The following is a 17453-nucleotide window of genomic DNA, read 5'->3' as shown; positions in this document are numbered from 1 at the left end:
TTACTATGATTACTCCCCAGATTATTTACAACTGTACCCGAGGTGGGCTTGATATTATACTCAAGTATTTTCCAGAGGCTGCCCAAGGTATAGAGAAACGAAACCACAAATTTAGAATAGTATCGGAGCATGAAGACCCAAATCCTTCTTGTGTATTGTATCACTATAATGGTATTTGGCGAGTAAAAAGCTTTCAGACGGGTGAATTATTAAGCCCGATAGATATTGCCATGATGCAAGAAGGGCTTGATTTTGCAGATACCATCAAGTTTCTGGCGAGTGTTTTTAATATTGAAATTGAAGGCAAAAAAGTACCTAAAATAGCAGCCGATTATCAGAAAAGAAATGCCAAAGAAGAAAGTGATGACTATTACACCTGGGAGGAAAAAGACTTCACAGTACAAGAATGTCAACGCATTTTTTCGGCTAATGTCTGGCGGTACTTGTGTAACAAAAAGGCTGATAAATTGAAAGAAAATCTATCGGGGGATGATTTAGGGCTTTATAATGCCAAGGCTTTGTTTACAAAATATAACTTTAAAAATTTGTTGTATTACGAGTTTTTGGGGAGGGATAAAGACGACAAGAACAAGAAGGTAATTCACTCTTTTACCGCTACGCCAAGCTATCCAATCTTTATGTTTGATGAAGACTATTGGCAAAAGATTTATAAGCCTTGCGAGCCAAAGTCAGAGTATAGATTTCTATCTTTTGGTGTAAAAACACAGCAGTACACTTTTGGTTTAATGCAGTGTACCTGGGCGTATGAAGCTTTGTTGGAAAGTTCTAAGAAATCAACAAAAAACGATGATTACGACGAAGACAACGATAGCGCCAAAGAATCTAATAAAAACGGATTTGTAAAGCTTCCTGAAATTATTATCTGTACTGGCGGTAGTGATGCGTTGAATTTGGCAGCACTCGGTTATAATGTTGTGTGGTTTAATTCTGAAACTATTAAAAAACACGATGTTCCTTTTGCTAAATTAAAGGGAATGGCACACGTAGTGTATTATGTGGGCGATTTGGACACCACAGGCAAAGACGAAGCTATGAAGCTGGCTTTAGAGTTCTTAGACCTCCATATTATTGATTTGCCTGATACGCTAAAACGCTATCGTGACGATAAGAATGGCAAAGCTTGCAAGGACTTAAAAGACTATTTTAATTTCTATCATCATTCAGACTTTAAGGGTTTATTATCCAGAAGTTACCCATTGAAATTTTGGGAAACAAAGGATAAATTCAACCGTAAAGGTGATCCAATCATGGAGAACGGTATGGTTGTAAAAGAGTACAAACCTGACCCAGAGTTGATTTATCACTTCCTGACTAAACATGGCTTTGGGCGTATTCCTATCATTAATAGAAAAGAACCTATGATGGTGCGAGTAACAGAAAACGTTGTAGAAGAAAGTGATGGTGAGAAAGCTAGAAAGTTCCTAAAGAACTTTTTGCGTGAGCGTTCTTTTGAACGTCGCTTAATCAATACTTTCCACCGTTCGCCCGATGTGTCAGATAGTTCTTTGGAATCTGTCGAAGATATTGCGATTGATTTTACAGCACATGATAAAGTATCTCAATGGCTATTTTTCACGAACAAACATTGGAGAATAACGGCTGAAGCTATTGAAGAATATAGTCCAAAAAAATCTGGAAAGTATGTCTGGGCTGACGAGATTATCAAACATGATATCAAGAAAACAGATGCCCCATTTCGAATTTTCCATGATAAAAATGGTGATTTGGATATTGAAATTCTCAATAATGAATGTGTTTTCCTTCGCTATCTAATCAATACAAGCCGTGTTCACTGGCGTGTAGAACTGGAGGAAAGATTAGATGGTGAATCGTTAGCTTTCCAAGAAGAATATAGAAGGAAATATCAATTTTCCATAGATGGCCCGCTTTTGGATGATGAGCAAATCAGAGAACAAAAAATCCATCTGATTAATAAGATAACGAGTTTAGGATACCTTTTGCATCGATACAAAGAACCTGCCCAATCATACTGTATTTGGGCAATGGATTATGTTCAAATCGTGGGGCAAAGCTATGGGGGTACTGGTAAGTCTATCGCTTATTATGGCTCATTACAGCATTTGATGAAGCATCATTATATTGAAGGTAGGAAAAGCGATGTAACGACCAATCAATTTTTGTTTGGAGCTGTCAATGAACACGTAGATTTAATCTATGTCGATGATGCTCACGAGTACTTAGACTTTTCACGATTTTTTAGTATCGTAACGGGAAGTATGGAGGCAATGAAAAAGGGTTTGGATGCAAACATTATCAGCTTTGACAATACTCCAAAGCTTTGTATTACATCCAATTTTCCACCACGTCAAACGGATTCAGCAACCCAGCGTAGGATGTGGTTTACAACCTTTTCGGATTATTACCATAAAAATCCGAACAATGAATACAGAGAAGAGCGTGATCCTAAGAAAGAATTTGGTAAAAACTTATTCAAAGAATTTACCAAAGAGGAAAATAATAGTTGGCTTAACACGATGGCCTATTGTGTACAGACTTGGCTAAAGGTTGGCAAGGTAGATCCACCAATGAAAAGCGTTATGGAGAATACATACAGAGCGAAGATGGGGCCTTCGTTCCATGCTTGGGCAGATGGTTTCTTTGGAACAGAGGAAAGTCGCTTAAATGCAGATGTTCAGCGTGGTTTTGCTTATAAATCGTATCAGGTAGATTTAGGAGACAACAAATTAACCAGTAATGGTTTTATCGACAAATTGAATTATTGGTGCTTGTATAACGGCTATCAGTTGAATCCAAAGGATCTGCATACGACAAAGGATGGACGTATCAGCCGAAAAGCATACAAATACGAATATCGGAGTGGAAAATTTGAACAGGATATGTCAGAGAAAAAATCATGCGAAATGATTTATATCAGAGCAAAAGATATAGCTCAAAATATTATTCCTGAAGATGAAACAGTAATACCTAAAACAAAAGATTTACCATTTTAAACAACAATAAGTATGGAACAAATTCAAATAATTGGAAATGTCGGGCGAGATTTAGCCCTAGCTGGCACTAACGGTAGTCAGGAAGCATATTTTACCGTCGCTGTTGATAAAAGCTACAAAAAGACAGATGGCACTAAGGTAGAAATGACTAACTGGTATACCATCTGGAAAACCCCTTCAGGTGTAGATAAATTTCTAAAAAAGGGTACAAAAGTCTTTATTCAAGGTCGGTTAAATATGGCTATCGACAATTATAATGGTAAGCAATCAATTAAGCTAAGTATCCAAAATCCAACTATTCAGTTATTGTCAGCTACCGAGAAAAGTGCAGAAGCACAAACTAATAATGCAGTAGCAAGCAGTAATACCGATGCAACGCCATTACCAGCAGACGACCAAGATTTACCTTTTTAATATAGTACTAAGTGTAGGTTTTATAACAAATTCCTTCTCGTCTGCTATTTAAAAAGGGAGTAGTTAATATTGAGAAACGTATATGCTAAAGGGTTTAAATTATGAAAGGACGATTCACCCAACATTCAGATGAGTATTTGAAAGCTGAATTATTAAAGCATTTTGAAAAGCTAAGTATTAAAAAGATTGCGAAAAATATAGGTGTCTGTAATAAAAAACTCGCAGACTTAGCCAGAGCATTAGGTTTAAAAAGGGAACGACGAAGGGTTTGGAATGATGAAATGTTAGCTTATTTGATTGCCACCTATGCCAATTCGAAGAATACTGAAATTGCTAAAGCTTTGAATATTTCTGAGAAATCTATACAGGCAAAAGCTTTTATCCTTCAGCTAAAAAAGTCGCAAGAATTTATGCGATATCATAGTGGTAAAAGTGCTTATAAGCCTGGACAAAAACCTTGGAATGCGGGCATTAAAGGGCTAAAGTTTGCAGGATCTGAAAAGGGACATTTTAAAAAAGGAAACATACCGCACAATGCAAAACGTGCAGATGGCGAAATATCTATCAGGAAAGACAGAGATGGCAAATTCCATGAATTTGTTCGTATTTCACTCGGTAAATGGATACCTAAGAAAATCATAGTTTGGGAGCAACATCATGGCACGATAGAAAAAGGAATGTTGGTTGCTGTGAAAGATGGAGATACAATGAATAGCAGCATCGAAAATCTTGAGCTAATAACCAGGAAGGAAAATAGGTTGAGGAATAGTGGAAGTATTACACTGAGTGATGGATATATAGCAAGACTACTCACAATAAAAAATCCTGAGCTAAAGGAATCTGTATTAGAAAACAAAGAATTAATTAATCTTCAACGTACAATATATCAAGCAAATAGAATATGCAAAACGAACTCGAAACAACAAATGAAAACGCCTTAACCTTAGTTGGCGACTATGTACTTCCTGAAGGAATGATCAACTTCAGTACTCCTGCCCAAATGGTAATGGAGTACATGATTAAAGTTCAGCAAGATCCACAAAATGAAGAGTACAAGATAATTTTGAAAGCACTTACTGAAGGGGCAAAATTGGTGGTTAGTGCAGGTATAGCACAAGTTGAGCAGGGAAGAATGTTAATAGAATTATTGAAGGTAAACGATGATTTACGTTTATGGAAAAGTAAAAAATGAATGATATAACCACACGGCTAGAAGTATTTCAGAAATACTTCAGCCAACTTTCAGACCCAAAATTGCCCCGAAAGTCGTTGCTCCTGTTAATGCTCACACAAGCAGAAGCCATTGTAAGAGCGATTAAAATTGAATTAGGGCAACATCAGTCAGAGCCTGTTTATACGCCTATCAAAAAGGAGCATACCGAAAAATACACGTTCAAATCTAAAGTATGCTGTGGCCGTGAGTTCAATACTCCACAAAAATGGGCAGGACATCAAAATTCTAAAAAGCACAGAGATGGCAAAGCCAAAACCGACAGTTGAACAGTTTAAGCGTAATACTTGGTGGCAAGATACTACAGGGCAACGAAAGTTTATGATGGTTGGGATTGATTACATAGAAACCCGAAAAGAACATTTTGTCGATTTATGGGAAGTAGGGAAAGATAAAAGTAAGTATATAAGTTTCAGCGTATTTGAGGAGCTTATCGAAGCTAGAAGCCTACTACATTTTAGCTTGGAAGAACCTTATAAATCATATCTAGTTGAATAAAATTATGGAAAATACTCAAGCTAAAAACATCTTCAGCAATTGGCTCACTTCAGTTACTGTTGAACAAATAGAAGTGTATATCAATCGTGTTAAAGCTGCTATTGAAAATGGGAAAATAAAAAACCCGAATTATCACATGATACCTGTTTGGGAAAACGGACTTGCTCAGGCTGAAGAGGAAATAGAGAAACGTAAAATAAATAAAACTTATGAGAAATGAAGGTAAATTAATTTTAGATTGTTGCTGTGGGAGTCGAATGTTTTGGTTTGATAAATCTAATCCATCTGTTCTTTTTGCTGATATCAGAGAACTAGAAGATACACTTTGTGATGGGAGAAAATTGGAAATCAAACCCGATATTATTGCAGACTTCAGAAACATGCCTTTTAAAGACAATTCGTTTAAAATGGTAGTATTTGACCCTCCCCACCTAAATAAGCTAGGACAAGGCACATGGATGGCTAAAAAGTATGGAGTATTGCTGCCAACTTGGGAACATGATATTAAAGCAGGATTTGACGAAAGTATGAGAGTGCTGGAACCTTTTGGTACGCTTATTTTCAAATGGAATGAGGTTCAAATAAGCACAAAGAAGATTTTAGACATTATTGGAATAGAGCCATTATTTGGGCATCCAAGTGGCAAACAAGGCAGAACTAAATGGATGGCATTTATGAAAGGTATTTCATAATAAATACTATTAACTTTGAATAAATTATAATAATATACTTATTAAAATACATGAAAAAAACTGCTATAATTTCTGATTGTACCCAATACCGCTACGAACTGACACGGATATGGGACGAAACCAAACCCCTAATAGGGTTTATCATGCTCAATCCTTCTACTGCCGACGATGAAGATGAAGACAAAACGATTAATCGATGTATCGCTTTTGGAGAATCGTGGGGATATGGAGGAATAATTGTCGGAAATTTGTTTGCTTACAGAGATAAAAATCCTAAAAATTTATTGAAAGTTACTGATGCTATCGGGCCAGATAACCAATTACATCTTATAAACATTCATGAAAAATCTGAAAAAATTGTTTGTGCTTGGGGAAGTGAATGGGTTGTTAATAGAATAAGAAAAAAGAATCCCGATTTTAAGCCCTTCAACGATCTTTTTGATACAAAGCTCCATTTCTTAGAATTATCTGTTACTGGTACGCCCAAACATCCTCTTTATCTCAAAGGTAGCTTAGTGCCAATTAAATACTAAAGCAATGAATCATTAACGTTACAAGAATAGTACAATTTCCGTTACACAAAAGCATCGATTCGTCGATGCTTTTTTTATGCCCGCTACAAGCCCTACTATTTCCTTACAATCCTTAGCAAAATAAAGTGTCAAAAAGTTGTAACGACTGTAACGATGACAAGGTTAGATTTTAAATAACTGATAATCAAAGCATTATATAGTTACAATAATTATATCTTTTTGTAACTAAATTAGAAAAGTTACAAAATATTGTAACTACTAAAGTGTTGTTATTCAATGGTTTAACTGGTTACAAATCGTTACAACTAGTTTGTAACCGAGTTACAAATTAAATCAACCTTTCAGATATGCTAAGTGCTTGATAATCAGCGAAAGTTACAGTCGTTACAGCGTTACAGAAAAATATACAGTTTTAGTCTATTCAACTTTAAATAGATTACATACTAAGCGTAGATAACTCCTTGATTTATTGCATATTAATTATATTTTAAGTAAATTGTTGTATTAAAAAAATGCAAAATTTATGAAAGGGACTATCTCAGTTTTTGTACCACCACATATTAAAGAATTTTTATTGAACTGCTTTGGAACAGATAATTATCTTTGTCCAGACCTTAATTCATTCATTGGTCGTTTACTTCAGCTTTCAGCAGAAAAAACTAATACTGTCCGCTTGAGAAATAAGAAAGACGTTATTCCTGTAGATTGGGTTGAGATTGAAATCAAGATTCCAGCCTCTTTAAGAGACTATGATTATTCTGCCTATACACAAAGAAATATGGGTAGGGTATTTGAGGAATTTTATAAAATGGCTATTGGCTTTTTTGTATGGGGAGCTAAGGACTATCAACCAAAGGATCAAACAATTACTACTGAATTTTTAGAGAAGACCCATACCCGTGGATATGTTGATGAAAACACTGCTCGTAAAATGGGCGTGAACATTGTTACTTTTTTGAATGGCAAAAAGCTTCGTCAATCGAAAAAGCGACAAAATTTTTTTAAGAAAAAATCGGATGTAAATCCCTTAAAATAACATTGAGGTAAATTTTATGGCTAGGTATTCCTCTAATCGGTTTTCTTTTCCTTTATTTTTAAGTATAACGTATTGTATTTCAGGCTTTTAATTAAAATTATCTGATAGGTACTTATCCCTTTTATACAATTAGGTTTGCCGTAATTTTGAAATATGGCAAACGATCATCCTAACTTCTTCAGGCGTATTGACTCGGCTTCTCGTTTGGGAAGCTCAGCTCGAATACGCCTTGCCTATTCTTCAGAGGTTTTGACAGATTATCAATCAAATTCAAAAATTGTATCATCATCGGTTTTTCAAAGAGGTGACAACTGGTTACTAGATATTGATAGTTCTTTTTCAGAGAGCGAAGGAAGCTTTGCTAAAAAGCTTGATGTGATTGGTTATCAGGTTCAGAACTCAGTAAAAATATTGATTGATGAAGAAGATTTAAGTCTTGAAGAATTCTCAAGATTATTTTTTGCTTACCTAGAACATAGAAATCTTTATGTAGAAATCATTCTGAATAACGGTAGGATAATCAGGCTTGATAATATTCAGGTAGATTTTAATTATAGCTATGTTAAAAATATTGCTACAGAAAATATCTATGAGATAACACTTCGTCAAGCTAAAGCAATTTCCAAATCAATTGACATTGTAAAATCTATCACATGGAAAGATGTTGTCTATCCGCTGGCTCAGGGTGGAAAGATTGCAGCCTTCAACATTTTTGTAGAAATCTTTGGCGATAAAAATTTATATGAAGTACTGGTTGGAACAGTAGATGATATTGATTTAGCTAAAGTAAAAAGCTCTTTTACATTTATCATTCAAGATGTGGGGGGATACTTCATTTATATAAGGATTAAAAATAGTGTTTACTATCAACGATTTTATTTAGATATCAATAACAATTATACCACAATCACAACCCTATGAAATTATTTAAAAAGCTCTTGCTACTTTATTACTTATTGGGGTTTGTATCCATTTATGGGCAAACAGCAATAAACAATCTTAATGGAACTGTAACATTAAAAGGATTTGGTTCACTAGGAGGTAGTATTGATAAAGTGACCCTTAGGAAATATAATGGTTCATTGACTTCAGCTTATCTTTACAATGCCTACTTTGCAAAAGTTTCAGACAAAAGAGCTGGTATTGGAATAGCCATCAGAAACGATTCAATTAATAGTAGTAATGGCAAAATTGCCATCACGCATATTCTACTTAGGAATGATTCTTTAATAATATATAAAAGAGATTCCCTCAATAAACCTTTAGTTAAAATATTTGGTAAGAAGGGATTAGCACTACCCATCTATGCAGGTGTAGAAGTTAACCGTAATAAACTAAAAGTATTTACTTCCAGATATTCTGATTATAGAAATCCAGTTAAACAATTTGAAAAGGATTCAGTATTTCTAAAATACCGCTATAAAACCCCTAATCTATTATTTCCAATATCAAAAAATGTCATCTCAGTTAATATTTCAAATATTGCTTACAAGAATGTTCAAGCGGATAGTATTGGTAATGGTGGTGGAATAACGCCTCCAGATACAACTCAATTGGTTGCGTCACTTACAAACATAGCGAAACAAATTCCAATTCAGACAGTAAATAATTTTATTCCATTAAACCTCATAGGTACATTCAGTATTCCAACTTATACGAATGCTCAAGGTTATATACGTCCAAAGTGGGGAGTATGGTGGAATTTCTGGGGCCAACCTTTCAAAGATTTCACATCCATTCAGCCATGGCAAGTAGGGTTGATGGGGCAAGCATCACTAAACCCAAGTTTCTACGCTGGTGCTGGCATTCGTGGAGAAAATTTTATCTATCATTATGATCCCAATACAGGACTACCTTGGGAAAATGATATTGATCCAGTTGTTGGGCAATCGTATCATAATTTTATTTCTTCAACACCTTATTATTATCGCTTCAGGGAATCAAGTTTAGATAATGGTCAAACTCTAACTTCTAAAGGGTTAGCAGGCTCATACGATTTTGGTAAAGCGGCTATTAGTTCAGCAGAAATGGGGTTTGGCGATAATATTGGAGGGAAAACACATAGAGGGCTAGAGGCAGTGGATATTGAAGATGGAACGGCTGACTTTGGCTCTCAGTACCATCGAGCGGCCTTGATAGGTATGGCTGAAAATACAACTGCTGATGTTAGCTCTGATTACGGAGTATTGGCAAATACGATTGGCTATATTCACGATCAAACCACAAATCAAAAAATAACTCATTTCTATCCAAATTCATCAGGGAATTACACTGATACGTTAGCTGTTTTTTCTGAAGACTGGCGTAATGATACACCCCTTTTATCTATCCCATCAAAAGGAGTTATTAATAAGAAACCTATCGATTATCCCAACATTATTCCTTCGGGGGAAGTCTCTTTTTATGCACATGAATTTGCAATACAAGGTAGTACCTATGATTTGGGGGCAGGACATTCTATCATAATTAATAAGTACACTGATAATAGAAATACAGAGCATACCTTAGCCAGAGCAGGGACGCTTTTAGAGTGGAACGCTTGGTATGCAAGATATAAGTTGAATAACAGACGTTTTAAGATGCTCACCAAAGTGATTGCAGACAAAGGAGCAATCGGGCTTAATCAATATGTTAAACTGCCAAATGGAAGCTTTGTTGCTGATACAAAAACTGAACACATTGCTATGTTGGCTGGCAGAGAATATGCATTTGATTTAGTTTCACTGACCTATATGAACTCAGTCGATTTGCATGAATGGGATAAAAATTCCTTTAACTCAACAAAATCTCATGATACTTACATAGGCTTTTTTGCAGCCATTAAGATGCTCATGACGAATGGAGGTGCTCAGGCTTATCTTGATTTAGTTCCTCAATATTGGGAAACCGAACAAAGTTATGACGGAATAAATTGGGTAAAACACAAAGCCGTAGATTGGGCTGATTTATCTTCTATACTTCCTTGTAGAACCAAGATAAGTACATCAAAACTAGAAGCTATGTGTTGGCGACCTGAAGGCATAGAGCCGACTGAAGTATGGTTAAGAGCAAATATTGGAGGGACAATGAGGCAAATCCATATCAAATCAGATAGTTGGGAAACTGTTAATCCCATCTATAGCAATACTGCTAAAAACCTTATTCCAACAGCCGATAAGGATTATTTCTATATTTTAAAAAGTTACTAATTTTCTAATCCTTACTAAAATGCAAACTTTCGATTATACTCCAATACCAACGAGATTCAAACTAATGAAAGGTCAAGGTTGGAGATTAGTACTTACTCTTAATCAGGACGACAGTGTTATTGACTTAAATAATGTGTCAATAACAGCCATTATAAGTTCAGATGGTATTATCTATGATAAGCTTACAAAAAATCATGGTATTGATGTAGCTAGTGATGGTACATTATGTATTATAAAGAAAGACTGGATTACTATTTCTACCGATAATGATGGTGTTGTAACATCAATACCATTGATTGAAGAAATTCCCACGGGTATTTTTAATTTACAAGTTCTCTTTACTGATAGCTCAGGTCGAGATATTTCACCTATTTATTTAGACATAGAAATGTCTGATGAGCCGTCAGATTCTTCTATCGAGCGTGCAAATTCCAATGTACAAGTTGATGTTACTTTAAATGGTGGTTTGTTTGTAGGGATGAAAGTGAGTCCTATTAGTGATCGAATTGAATGGCGTACATTTGGTTCTAAAGTTCAAGTTCGCTATATAGGAGAGGAAATATGGCACGACTGGGTGGATTTACAGAATGTACCTTTCCCCGCTCCTTTGGGTGGTTATAATGCTACAACCAATATGCCAGTACTTTCCGTTACACCACCAACAAACGTAACTGAAGGGAGTTATTACGACATAATTACGCCAGGCACATTACCATTTTCAGGGGTTAATTTTGTTGCTGGTATTGTTGTTAATGAAGGTGACGAATTAAAAAAACAAGATACACTCTGGTTATTAATTAGGAGAGGGAGTAAAATCACAAAGAATTTTATAAAAACGAATTCAGATACATATACGGATCTTGAAAATAAAGTTCTGACAGCGATTAGAGTATTAGACTTGACTGTGCCATCTGCACAGAAAGCAAACGACTGGAGGATATCTTTTGTCTCTACTATTCCAAGTACGCCTGGTTTAGTTGCAAACTTTAAGTATAAGGTACAAGTAAAAAATATCACTACTGGAGTAGCTTTCTCAATCGTAGATGAAAATTTAACTTTTGATGCTACAAGTCTAAATGGAGATAAAATTTATAGAGGTAGCTTGACTGTTTCGGGTACTACAATCACTTTTAATGTACAAATAGATTGGGTATATCTGTTAAGTTTAGGAGCAAATTTTGAATTTAATCCTGGTACTTCAAATTTGAAATTAAAGATTGGTATTTTTACCCAAACAGCAGAAATAGTAAAACAATTTACGGATGCTGACACCTCTCTTTTAAGTGAAATTAATAGTACTCGCTACGATTTTTTAGCGAATAAATTAGCTGCTTACACAGCTAACGAAATTAATATTTTAAAAGCTATAAAGCTTTTAGATATAACTGTTCCATCAACCGAAAAAGGCGATGACTGGCGTATTACTTTTGTTACGACTGTGCCGAGCACATCTGGTTTAGTAGCAAATTTTAAATACCGTTTTATGGTTAGGAATATTACAAAGTCGAAAGACTATGCCCTAATCAACGAAAATACAAGTTTTGATGCTTCAACTCTGAATGGCTTTAAAAACTATAATGGTACTATAACTAATGCTGGAACTTCATTTAGCTTTAATCTTTGTATAGATTGGAATGTATTGTTAAGTCTTGGTGCAACATTCGAGCATAATAATTATGGTACTAATCTTGTATTAAGAAAAGGCGTTTTCTCGCAGACTACTGATAATATTAATAGAATAGCAGCTTTAGAAACAAGCAATACCCTACTTGCAGGAACAAAAGTTCCAGCAATTGAGAATATTCTAAGCGACTTTTATATTAATCGTTTATACACAATCATAGATAAATTCTATGTACCCAAAACAGCCGTTGGACAAGTGCCAGCGATTGTTGGGAATGACTATAGGCGTTATGTAAAACTCCCAGTGCTTCCAGGAGATACTTTCTATGTTACATCAACAGTGAACGGTTCTGCATTAGCACTTGCTACATTTGTTGATGTCGATAATAAAGTATTGTCTGTTATTGAACCAGGAGCAGATAATACTGACCATGTTCACGTCAACTATGCTCTTACTCCACCTACTGGATCGGTATATTGCTACATAGATGGAAGTATAACTGTTGATATTATAATCGATCGCATGAGGCCAAATTCTTGGTTTGGGATAGATGGTAGCATTAATCCTAATCCGAGTGGTTACAGAAGATATGCAAAATACCCTATTAATCCAATCACTGACCGAATTAGGGTTACGACTACTGTAAACGGTGCGGGTGTATGGAGTGTGCTATATCTAAATGTAGCAGGTACTGTAATAAATGGAACATACCAAGGACAGGGAGAAAATGGTATTGATAAGACTTGGACAGATTTATTGTTAGTTCCTCCAGCTACTGCAACACATTTTATCCTTAACTCAAATGCTGCAACGCCTTATTATATTTATACTCCACAGTCAATCGTACAAGCGGCTAGTAAAGTGTATGTGGATGGTCTTAATACGGCTAATAAAGCTTATGTAGATAATAAAATATCGGTAGTTAATACACGTATTGATAATTTACAAATTGCATCAAAATGGAAAGATAAAACAATCGTTTGGTTTGATACATCGATTGGAGAATGGGGTTATCCACAGCTTCTTGCAAATAATTTAGGAGCAATAATATATAATGAATCAGTTGGTAGTAGTATGTGTAGACAAGGAAAAATAGCTACTACACCAGGAACAGACCCTTATGGATGGCAGGATTTAGCCTATAAAAATGTATTATTTTCTTGGAGTACCCCTATTTCAGGTAAAAATTACTTAATAAACAATTGGGACACTGTTAGATTGCTTTTGGCAGGTTCTGTTGATGATCCAGTACCAACTACTCTTTCTTCAGAATTACAGGCTAAAATCCTAGATTGTTCTTACGAAAATAAATTGTATAGACATTTAAGTTCAAAGGGTGGTACAAGTCGGGACATGTACGTAATCGGACATGGGCATAATGATAATCTATTTTCCGATTCGGATGCACAATATATTAATGTTCCTGCTAATTCACGAGACAAGCAAACCTATATTGGATCAATTAACTGTATGATTGATGAGATTTTGAAAGATAATCCAAGAGCGAAGATTGTTTTTGCAGGACATTATGAAAATGCTAGAAAAACACGAATTTCTCTTGCACAACAAACCCTTGCCAATTATTGGGGCTTCCCATTATTAAAGATGTGGGAAAAAACAGGATGGTCTCAACAAGTCGTTGCAACAACAGGTTATTGGACTGATCAATATACTTGGGTTAATTCAGGAGGCCCTGTTCAAAACCTCACAATGACGCAAATATGGATGTATGATAATTTACATCCTGCTTCAACTCCAGCTAAAACTCTGTTAGCGAATATTGGTTCTGAATTCATAGATAGAGTAAGATAATGAAAAAGCCCATCAATCGATGGGCTTTTTCATTATCCTTTTTCCTTGAAAATTAAAGGTAAAATTTTGAGCAAATAATTTTTATAATGCTCAACCTGACTGGAAATATCTCAATTCACCAAAGTGTAGAAGCTCAATATTTGATGCTTATTTCTCATCTTATTGAGGGTAAAAGCCCGCAGATAAAACATGAAATATCGAATCCGTATAATATTGAGCGTTCAGGAAATGTAGGTACTACTGATAATGTAAAAAAGATTGCCGTTGTACAGCTTTCTGGCATACTTACTTTAGAGCCAATTTATAATTTTTGGGGTGAAAAAATTGCTAATGGGACAAAGGATATTGCAAGGAGTATTGAAGAAGCCACTCAAAACCCAGATGTGATTGGCTGTATTATTCAAACAAATTCGGGTGGTGGTTATGCGATTGCTTCAGGTGTTGTGATAGCTTCTATTCAAGAGTTTAAAGCAGCAGGGAAAACGATTATTGGAGCGATTGAAGGACTTTGTGGGTCGCTGGCGTATGAAATTCTTAGTTATTGTGATGCCATCATTGCCTTGCATAATTCGTGTATGGTAGGCTGTATTGGTTCACAAGTTACGATTCAGGATGCTTCAAAGTTGTATGAGCGTATTGGAGTGAAAACGGTTACTATTAAGTCATCATTATCGCCCGATAAAAATGCTGAGATAGAACAAGCTCTGAAAGGAAATACAAAGCCCATCTTACAAAACTGGATTGATCCTGGAGCAGTGGATTTTATTGATACTGTAAAATCTAACAGACCAAATGTATCAGATAAGATTCTGAAGGGTTCAACTGTGCTCTCACAAGATGCCTTAAAGCAGGGCTTAATTGATGAAATAATGAATTTTAAAGCCATCACTGAAAAACTTTTCGGAGGAAAGACCTTTGAAAAATCAACCGTAACCAATCAAACCGACGACGATATGAGCTTGTCTTTAGTAAAATTAGGGGTATTAGCTTCAGCCCTACAAATCAGCCTGAAAAATGAAGCAAAACAAGATTTGACGCAAGATGAAATTCTGGATGCAGTACAAGCTAAAGTTAATGATTTAGTACAACAAAATGCTAAAATGCCAACTTTAGAAGCACGAATCACTCAGCTTGAAACTGAGAAAACCGCTGAAACAGATAAACTTTCTGCCTCTCAAAGAGAAGTGCAAGACCTTCAAGCTAAAATTGCCAAAAGTGTTCCTGGTGCAAGAAGTGATGCTCGTCAAGAGGGCAATGATACCCCACCGCCAGCTGGAGCAAGAGAAGAGCCAGATAAAAGTGTAATTCTGGATGGGGAAGAAGAGTTGAAAAACTCATTTGCTTACAGTTATCAATAAACAGATTACCAGTTTAGAAGGACTATTTCTTAAACATTTTACAATCTAACTACAAAAATAATAATGGCATTAGACGCTGGAGAACTAAAAACCAAGTGGGGTAATTATTACAAGGAAGGTAGCCTTGGTGTTCAAGACCTCAAAAGACAGTTAATGTTCAGTGATAAGACTCAAGCATATTTCCCATTACAGAGTACAAATGATACTCAGATAAGAGGTGTAAATATGAAGTTGAGTTCTGTCACTCAACCTTTTTATGCAAAATTTTCGCATTTAGGAACATTAGAATTTAAGCCTCATGAATGGAATCTTGATAGAGTAAAAATAAATGTTAGAATGACTCCAGATGACTTGGCGTCTACTGCAATAGATTTTCTTGCTCCTAAGGGATTGTATAAAAAAGATGCACCAATTGTATCAATTATTGGTGATTATCTTGTACAGAAGCATAAAGAAGATAATGAAGTAGAGATTATCTTCAAAGGTGTTCGTAAAGATGTTTCTACTGAAAACCAAGCAGCTAGAGTAGCAGGATTAACGATTGATTCTCGTACAGGTATTCGTCATAAAATCAGATTATTCAATCAAGCTGGATTGTTTACGGATTTAGCTTCAATGTTTACTTTAGGAGCTGTTCCTACTAATCCTGTTTTGTTTGTAGAATACATGGAAACATTTTATTGGGCAATTCCAGAAAAATACAGACAGTATATTAAAGAGTTTTTCATGTCAACCACGTTTAGGAATCGTTACATTTCTGGTATGAGAACTAAGTACAATTTGTATAATACCTTAGCAACAGACCTTTTAGTAATCATTGATACGGATTGTAAAATTGCTGGGCTTCCTTCACATGATGGATCAGATATGATTTGGTGTACAATTGAAGGTAATAATAGAGGAAAAAATAAAAATCCTGAGAATAAAGGAATTTTTAAGGTAGAAGATTTCGATACATATGATGTTCGTTTATCGACTGATTTTTATCAAGGAGAAGATTTTTATACGCCACAATTAATTTGGAGCAATGGGCGTGATTTAACAATTCCAGCTTAAAAAAAACTAATCATCACAAAAACTACCATTAAGGTAGTTTTTGTTTTAATCTAACACTAAAATGGCACAAGAAACAATTGATTATAGCGGGCTTTCACCTGAAAAAATGATTGAATTATTGCAACAAAAAGACCAAATCATTGATGAATCTATTGCAGTAGTACAGTCTTTATCTTTACAAAAAGATAAGGATGGATTGCCAGTTATTACTTACAATGGAAAAAATTATCAAGCTTTAGTACACTCAACTACTTTAGTTGAAGGAACTGGTATTGAAGTTGAACCAAAAGTAATTGTCGTGAAAGACTTAATAAAGTCAGCTGATGTAGAAGTGATTGAAAACTTAATTCAAAAAGGTTCATTAGTACTTATTAAAGACTAGGTTTTCTCTTTCAATATCAATTTTTAACAATCATTATTCAAGATTCAAAAATGGAATATACAGATATAGTAATTGCTGATAACCAATATGAAGTACAAGATGAGGCAAGAAAAGCAGGTCTTGAAGATATTATTGGCATTATTCAACCAGAGATTGTTGAAGAATGGCCCGAATTTGGAGCTACGGTAGGAGATGGTATTAATGCCTCTGAAGCTCTTGTAACTGCTACTGGTGCATTTACATGGAAAGCTGGTAAAAAGCCTGCAAAACTTCAGTGTATCATCGAAAAGCTTTCTGGAGAAACAAAATTGCTTGGCCGTTCAACGTATGAATCTGACTTTAAAATTACTGTGCAGAATACGTCAGAGAATAGAGGTATTTTTGAAAACCTACGTAAAGTTAGATTTTGTGCCTATCTGAAGGAGTTTGATGGTAATGGGATTCTACTTGGTAAACCAGGGGTATCAACGTCTTACTTAGCACAAGTAAAGGCGGACTCATATAGCGAAAAAACGGGTGAAAAATTCAATGATGATACTAGAATGATTGAATTTGTAATCACTGCAAAACCATACCGACCTTATGCGTACCAGGAAACGTTTAGCTTCGCTCCAGGACAAGCGTAAATCTTTTGAA

General features: G+C 35.2%; 17 protein-coding genes. All 17 read left to right on the top strand.

Features of this window, described 5'->3' with window-relative positions:
• Positions 1-5: 5 nt before the first annotated feature.
• The 17 genes from AC07N0_RS19405 to AC07N0_RS19325 all read left to right on the top strand — a co-directional run bounded on the left by AC07N0_RS19405 (position 6) and on the right by AC07N0_RS19325 (position 17443).
• Complete coding sequence (locus AC07N0_RS19405) at positions 6-2993, top strand: hypothetical protein (RefSeq protein WP_494590589.1); 2988 nt, start codon at positions 6-8, stop codon at positions 2991-2993.
• 12 nt (positions 2994-3005) lie between these two features.
• Positions 3006-3407 carry a single-stranded DNA-binding protein gene (locus AC07N0_RS19400; protein WP_494590588.1) on the top strand — a complete coding sequence of 134 codons (402 nt, stop codon included), beginning with the start codon at positions 3006-3008 and terminating at the stop codon, positions 3405-3407.
• Positions 3408-3508: 101 nt separating this feature from the next.
• Positions 3509-4348, top strand: a complete 840-nt coding sequence (locus AC07N0_RS19395; RefSeq protein WP_494590587.1) for an HNH endonuclease signature motif containing protein — start codon at positions 3509-3511, stop codon at positions 4346-4348.
• Positions 4309-4599, top strand: coding sequence for a hypothetical protein (locus tag AC07N0_RS19390; RefSeq protein ID WP_494590586.1), 291 nt, complete (start codon positions 4309-4311; stop codon positions 4597-4599). Before AC07N0_RS19395 ends, AC07N0_RS19390 begins: the two co-directional genes overlap by 40 nt.
• The gene (locus AC07N0_RS19385) at positions 4596-4907 is read left to right on the top strand and encodes a hypothetical protein (RefSeq protein ID WP_494590585.1); all 312 of its coding nucleotides are present in this window, start codon (positions 4596-4598) and stop codon (positions 4905-4907) included. The genes AC07N0_RS19390 and AC07N0_RS19385 overlap by 4 nt, the downstream gene beginning before the upstream one ends.
• Complete coding sequence (locus AC07N0_RS19380; RefSeq protein WP_494590584.1) at positions 4882-5136, top strand: hypothetical protein; 255 nt, start codon at positions 4882-4884, stop codon at positions 5134-5136. Before AC07N0_RS19385 ends, AC07N0_RS19380 begins: the two co-directional genes overlap by 26 nt.
• A gap of 4 nt (positions 5137-5140) precedes the next feature.
• On the top strand, positions 5141-5356 hold the full coding sequence (locus AC07N0_RS19375) for a hypothetical protein (protein ID WP_494590583.1): 216 nt from the start codon (positions 5141-5143) through the stop codon (positions 5354-5356).
• Complete coding sequence (locus tag AC07N0_RS19370; RefSeq protein WP_494590582.1) at positions 5346-5828, top strand: hypothetical protein; 483 nt, start codon at positions 5346-5348, stop codon at positions 5826-5828. Before AC07N0_RS19375 ends, AC07N0_RS19370 begins: the two co-directional genes overlap by 11 nt.
• Before the next feature lie 50 nt (positions 5829-5878).
• Positions 5879-6361 (top strand): DUF1643 domain-containing protein, encoded by a 483-nt coding sequence (locus AC07N0_RS19365; protein WP_494590581.1) that lies wholly within the window; start codon positions 5879-5881, stop codon positions 6359-6361.
• 523 nt (positions 6362-6884) lie between these two features.
• Positions 6885-7397: a hypothetical protein gene (locus tag AC07N0_RS19360; protein ID WP_494590580.1), complete on the top strand. Its 513-nt coding sequence runs from the start codon at positions 6885-6887 to the stop codon at positions 7395-7397.
• A 153-nt stretch (positions 7398-7550) separates the two neighbouring features.
• Positions 7551-8318 carry a hypothetical protein gene (locus AC07N0_RS19355; protein WP_494590579.1) on the top strand — a complete coding sequence of 256 codons (768 nt, stop codon included), beginning with the start codon at positions 7551-7553 and terminating at the stop codon, positions 8316-8318.
• The gene (locus AC07N0_RS19350; protein WP_494590578.1) at positions 8315-10585 is read left to right on the top strand and encodes a hypothetical protein; all 2271 of its coding nucleotides are present in this window, start codon (positions 8315-8317) and stop codon (positions 10583-10585) included. The genes AC07N0_RS19355 and AC07N0_RS19350 overlap by 4 nt, the downstream gene beginning before the upstream one ends.
• Positions 10586-10649: 64 nt before the next feature.
• Positions 10650-14021, top strand: coding sequence for a hypothetical protein (locus AC07N0_RS19345; protein ID WP_494590577.1), 3372 nt, complete (start codon positions 10650-10652; stop codon positions 14019-14021).
• Positions 14022-14107: 86 nt separating this feature from the next.
• Positions 14108-15379, top strand: coding sequence for a S49 family peptidase (locus AC07N0_RS19340; RefSeq protein WP_494590576.1), 1272 nt, complete (start codon positions 14108-14110; stop codon positions 15377-15379).
• A gap of 63 nt (positions 15380-15442) precedes the next feature.
• Complete coding sequence (locus AC07N0_RS19335; RefSeq protein ID WP_494590575.1) at positions 15443-16435, top strand: hypothetical protein; 993 nt, start codon at positions 15443-15445, stop codon at positions 16433-16435.
• Between the two features lie 61 nt (positions 16436-16496).
• Positions 16497-16817 (top strand): hypothetical protein, encoded by a 321-nt coding sequence (locus tag AC07N0_RS19330; RefSeq protein WP_494590574.1) that lies wholly within the window; start codon positions 16497-16499, stop codon positions 16815-16817.
• Between the two features lie 50 nt (positions 16818-16867).
• Positions 16868-17443, top strand: a complete 576-nt coding sequence (locus AC07N0_RS19325; protein ID WP_494590573.1) for a hypothetical protein — start codon at positions 16868-16870, stop codon at positions 17441-17443.
• The last annotated feature ends 10 nt before the right edge of the window (positions 17444-17453 follow it).

The sequence above is a fragment of the Arcicella sp. GW821-FHT09D11 genome (assembly GCF_059416265.1).
The sequence above is the reverse complement of the archived record's forward strand: the minus strand, read 5'-3'. Positions and strand labels throughout refer to the sequence as shown.